This window comes from Chryseobacterium sp. VD8, assembly GCF_037149975.1.
GTDB lineage: Bacteria > Bacteroidota > Bacteroidia > Flavobacteriales > Weeksellaceae > Chryseobacterium > Chryseobacterium indicum.
The window spans coordinates 1-4,791 of the sequence record NZ_JBBCQL010000293.1 but is presented as its reverse complement, the minus strand read 5'-3'; the positions used below and the strand labels follow the sequence as shown (position 1 = coordinate 4,791).

5 protein-coding genes are annotated in these 4,791 nt (G+C 36.5%); all 5 read right to left on the bottom strand.

The window, feature by feature from the left end:
• Positions 1-170: 170 nt before the first annotated feature.
• The 5 genes from WFK35_RS20700 to WFK35_RS20680 all read right to left on the bottom strand — a co-directional run bounded on the left by WFK35_RS20700 (position 171) and on the right by WFK35_RS20680 (position 4,605).
• Positions 171-989 carry an OmpA family protein gene (locus WFK35_RS20700; protein ID WP_336734376.1) on the bottom strand — a complete coding sequence of 273 codons (819 nt, stop codon included), beginning with the start codon at positions 987-989 and terminating at the stop codon, positions 171-173.
• Positions 990-1,104: 115 nt separating this feature from the next.
• On the bottom strand, positions 1,105-2,805 hold the full coding sequence (gene lysS / locus WFK35_RS20695) for a lysine--tRNA ligase (RefSeq protein WP_336734374.1): 1,701 nt from the start codon (positions 2,803-2,805) through the stop codon (positions 1,105-1,107).
• Positions 2,806-3,076: 271 nt separating this feature from the next.
• Positions 3,077-4,006 carry a 23S rRNA (adenine(1618)-N(6))-methyltransferase RlmF gene (gene rlmF / locus WFK35_RS20690; RefSeq protein WP_336734372.1) on the bottom strand — a complete coding sequence of 310 codons (930 nt, stop codon included), beginning with the start codon at positions 4,004-4,006 and terminating at the stop codon, positions 3,077-3,079.
• 3 nt (positions 4,007-4,009) lie between these two features.
• Positions 4,010-4,384, bottom strand: a complete 375-nt coding sequence (locus tag WFK35_RS20685; protein WP_336734369.1) for a c-type cytochrome — start codon at positions 4,382-4,384, stop codon at positions 4,010-4,012.
• Positions 4,384-4,605 (bottom strand): hypothetical protein, encoded by a 222-nt coding sequence (locus WFK35_RS20680; protein WP_076393272.1) that lies wholly within the window; start codon positions 4,603-4,605, stop codon positions 4,384-4,386. The genes WFK35_RS20685 and WFK35_RS20680 overlap by 1 nt, the downstream gene beginning before the upstream one ends.
• Positions 4,606-4,791 lie beyond the last annotated feature (186 nt).

The window sequence follows — 4,791 nt, the reverse complement described above, 5'->3', positions numbered from 1 at the left end:
ACGTTGCAGCACCAAAGACTATTTCCGCTTTGGGATGGGCTTTAATGCTGGGATCGTTATTCATCCTTCCTTTTCTATTTTATCTGATGGCTTCGTTCAGTAAACAGAGAAGATAATTTTATATGTATAAAGAGTTTCGGCGCAGCTTTGCTGCGCCGAAACCTTATCATCTATTTTTTAAGCAAAACAATCTCTACCCTTCTGTTCTTCATAAAATCCTCTTCCTTTCTTTCGGGATAAACAACAGGATTGAGATGTCCCATTCCGGTTGCTTTGATGCGCGTGGAAGCAATTCCCTGTTTTTCCAGAAATTCTTTGATGGCATTGGCTCTTGTCCAAGATAGGTTAAATGTTTTCAGATCTAAATCTTCACCATCGAAATTATCATAATCACAGCAGATATGTCCCTGCAATTCTACCTCAACTGTAGAATTATTTTTTAGAATTTCTGCTAACTGCATCAATATACTATTTCCTTTTGGCAGCCATACGTGGCGACCTCCGATAAAATTAACATTTGGTAAAGAAAAAGTTTCTCCGATTTTCATTTCTGAAACTTTTTTGCTGAAAAAACTCTCAAAGGTTTTCCCCAAATGTATTTCTCCGGCAATCATCACCCGATCAATAAATACATCTACCCTTCTGTTTTTACCACGCAGTTCTTCGGTACTGTTGTCATTAATCGGTTTTTCTTTTCCCAATCCTACTACACTTTCCAGCTTGATATTGTTTCCGATTTTTGACTGTAGATATCGATTAACCGCATTTGCGCGATCTTCAGACAGCTTTTTATTGTATTCCGAAGTTCCGGAAATATCACAATTTCCAAAAATTCTGAATTTCAGATTATATCTAAGTTGCGCCAGACTGTCAAGTTTCTTTTGCGCGTCTTTCGTCAGTTTAGAACTGTTGTACTCGAAATAAACCGAACTAAGCATTTGAGCTCTCGTGTTGACGAACAGAAAAATAAGGACGATCAGAATTCTCATCTTATTTAGTTTTTATAAATAACGGAAATTGTACTGAAATAGTTTCTTAAACTTTACAAAAAGTTCCGGCGGAAGCTTCGCTTCCGCCGGAACTAAATTATTATAAAATAAAATCTTAAACCAGTTTCATCAAAAGAACCTCATCGATCTTCTCCACTTTCACCAGATTATTTTTCGTTAAAGTTTTGGAAGCTTTGTCCCATTTTTTACCGGACAACTGACTTCTTTCTTTCACTTCTGCCAATGTAAAAGGTTCTTCCTGAGAGTTTAAAATTTCAATAATTACTTTTTCATCTTCACCCAGTTCAATGTGAGGAACCGCTTTTTCAGGTCTCATCTGAGGGAAGAATAAAACTTCCTGAATAGATGCGTTATTCGTTAAGAACATAATTAATCTGTCCATCCCGATTCCTAATCCTGAAGTTGGCGGCATACCGTATTCCAATGCTCTCAGGAAATCTTCATCAATAAACTGTCCTGCCTCATCATCTCCTTTTTCGGATAATTTTAACTGATCTTCAAAACGTTCTCTCTGATCAATAGGATCATTAAGCTCAGAATAAGCGTTAGCGATTTCTTTTCCGCAAACCATCAGTTCAAAACGCTCGGTTAAGCCTTCTTTACTTCTGTGCTTTTTCGTAAGTGGTGACATTTCAATAGGATAATCTGTAATGAAAGTTGGCTGAATAAAGTTTCCTTCACATTTTTCGCCAAAAATTTCATCAATTAATTTTCCTTTCCCCATCGTTTCATTCACTTCGATTCCGATAGACTTCGCAAAATCGAATAATTCCTGCTCCGTTTTTCCGGTGATATCGAATCCTGTAAATTTCAGAATCGCATCCGTCATGGAAATTCTCTGGTAAGGCGCTTTAAAATCCACTTCATATTCTCCGAAAGTAGCTTTTGTTGTTCCGTTTACCTGAATGGCACAGAACTCTAATAACTTCTCAGTGAAATCCATCATCCAGTTATAATCTTTATACGCTACATAAATTTCCATTGCGGTAAATTCAGGATTGTGCGTTCTGTCCATCCCCTCATTTCTGAAGTTTTTAGAGAATTCATACACCCCGTCAAAACCACCCACGATCAATCTTTTCAGATACAGTTCGTTGGCAATTCTTAAATATAAAGGAATATCTAAAGCATTATGATGGGTAATAAAAGGTCTCGCTGCAGCTCCTCCCGGAATCGACTGTAAAATAGGAGTTTCTACTTCGAAATATCCTGCATCGTTGAAGAATGTTCTCATTGCATTGAACAGTTTTGTTCTTTTTACGAAAACTTCTTTCACCTGAGGATTTACCGTTAAATCTACATAACGCTGTCTGTATCTTAGTTCCGGATCATTGAAAGCATCGTGAACAACACCGTTTTCATCCGTTTTTGCCTGCGGAAGAGGTCTTAAAGATTTCGTTAACAGCGTAAAATTTTTAACCAAAACCGTCTTCTCTCCTACCTGTGTTGTAAACAGCTCTCCTTCTACTCCAATAATATCTCCGATATCCAAAAGGTGCTTGTACACTTCGTTGTATAGAGTTTTATCTTCTCCTGTACAGATTTCGTCTCTGTTGAAGTACACCTGAATTCTTCCTGTAGAATCCTGCAATTCAGCAAAAGAAGCTTTCCCCTGAATTCTTCGCGACATCAGTCTTCCCGCGATCTTTACCTGTTTACTTTCTGCGAAATCCTGTTTTATAGATTCTGTAGTATCTGTAATGATGTATTCATCCGCCGGGAATGCATTAATCCCCATTTCAACAAGCTTATTCAGCTTTTCTCTTCTAATGATTTCTTGTTCTGATAATTGCATTTCTTATTTTTCTAAAAGCGTACAAATTTAGTGATTATTTATAAAATTCTGCTTTAAAGTTGAAGCAAATATTTTACACTCCAATACATTACTGTATACAGTATATATTAATTAAACTGCTAAATGATCAGATAGCTTCAAACCGAAACTAAGGTTATCTGTCAAAAACAACAGACGTGATATTTTTGCATGAACATAATGCTAAAGCGCAAATAACGTACAGGAAATGTGCATAGAAAACACTATTAATTGAAAAGCTACAGATACGGGATTATATTTTTGACTTCAAAAACCAGTCTTTATGCTTGTTAGGATCAACAAAAGTCCAAGCCAATATACGGCTGATTTTCTGTCCCTGAGACATTTCGATAATTCTGAGATCTGCTGCTTTTATATTCTTTATAAGGGATGTTAATTTACTGAGATTGTCTTTTTTGGAAACAAGACAGGTAAACCATAAAACCTGAGATGAATATAGCACACTTTCGCGAATCATATTTGTAATGAATGCCAGTTCTCCGCCTTCACACCATAATTCAGACTGTTGTCCTCCGAAGTTCAGCAATGGTTTTTTAACCGTAGATTTTTTAAGATTTTTTGTCTTTCTGAAATTCCCTTTCATGGCAGATTCTTCGGAATCATGAAAAGGCGGATTGCACATCGAAAATGCAAAACGATCTTCTTTATCAATAATATTCTTGAAAATATGTTCAGGTTCCGGCTGTTTTTTCAGATGTATAAAAGGGAATAAATCCGGATTCTGACTTAAAATATATTCCGCATTTTTCAGGGAATTGTTGTTAATATCAGTTCCAAGCATTTTCCACCCGTAAGCACGGTGGGCAATTAAAGGGTACACAAGATTTGCTCCTGTTCCGATATCCAGTCCTTTAACATCAGAATTCTGAGGATTTTTTTCACCGATTAAATCGGCAATATAATGAATGTAATCTGCTCTTCCGGGAATCGGCGGACAAAGATTACCATCGGGAATATCCCAATCCTGAACCTTATAAAAGTGTAACAACAACGCTTTATTCAGCAATTTTACAGCCTTCGGAAGACTGAAATTAATTGTTACACTTTGATAAGCGTTCACAAAAACATAATGTTTTAGTTCCGGTACACAGGAAATCAGCTTTTCGAAATCATAAGGATCACGATGCAGATTTCTTGGGTGTAAAGCAGACTTTTCAGTCATCAATTATTTTTTCAGACTTAAAATATACTGTACCATTTTTTTGGCATCTTCTTTCGATACCTGTGGATGTGGAGACATCGGAACGCCTCCCCAAACTCCGCTTCCGCCTTCTATAATCTTGGAAGCCAGCATTTCTGCATCCTTTTCAGAATACTTATCTGCTATTTCTTGATAAGAAGGTCCTATCATTCTTTCATTCACCGCATGACATCCGGAACAATCCAGCGTTTCAATAATTTTGTCGCCGGAAAGATTACTTTTCGCCGGTTCATTCATTGATGTAGCTTCGAGAGAAGCCGCATCAACAGGTGTATTTTCTTTTTTGGAACAGGAAAACATCAGCATTGCCAGACATCCTGTCAAAAACAGATTTTTCATTATTTTTTTGTAAGAGTATCTGCTTTAGCTTCAGCTGCAGGAAGAGATTCTGCGGCATTTACTTTTGCTGCTTCAGTTTTTTTGGCAGTAGAATCCACCACCGTTGGAGCATCCGGTTCTGGCAACATCGTGTTGCTGTCCTGTAAGTCATGATTTGGCTTTTTAGAGCAGCTAGCTGCCAATAAACCACCGATAAACGCGATTGCTAATACTTTTTTCATTATTTTTCCTATAAAAATTTAGACAAAAATATAAAAAATAAACTTTCAAGCTTATGATAAACCTCCATTTTTAAAGATATTTCATTAAATTTTTTCTGCTAAAAGATTTTTCTGATTAGTGAAAGCAATCAGTTTCAGATTAAGTTTTTTGATGGTCTGTTATTAATCATATTGCTTTTTAACGCA

Coding starts and splice junctions, on each gene's coding strand:
- WFK35_RS20700 (WP_336734376.1), bottom strand. CDS start 989: ATGAGAATTCTGATCGTCCTTATTTTTCTGTTCGTCAACACGAGAGCT.
- lysS (WP_336734374.1), bottom strand. CDS start 2,805: ATGCAATTATCAGAACAAGAAATCATTAGAAGAGAAAAGCTGAATAAG.
- rlmF (WP_336734372.1), bottom strand. CDS start 4,006: ATGACTGAAAAGTCTGCTTTACACCCAAGAAATCTGCATCGTGATCCT.
- WFK35_RS20685 (WP_336734369.1), bottom strand. CDS start 4,384: ATGAAAAATCTGTTTTTGACAGGATGTCTGGCAATGCTGATGTTTTCC.
- WFK35_RS20680 (WP_076393272.1), bottom strand. CDS start 4,605: ATGAAAAAAGTATTAGCAATCGCGTTTATCGGTGGTTTATTGGCAGCT.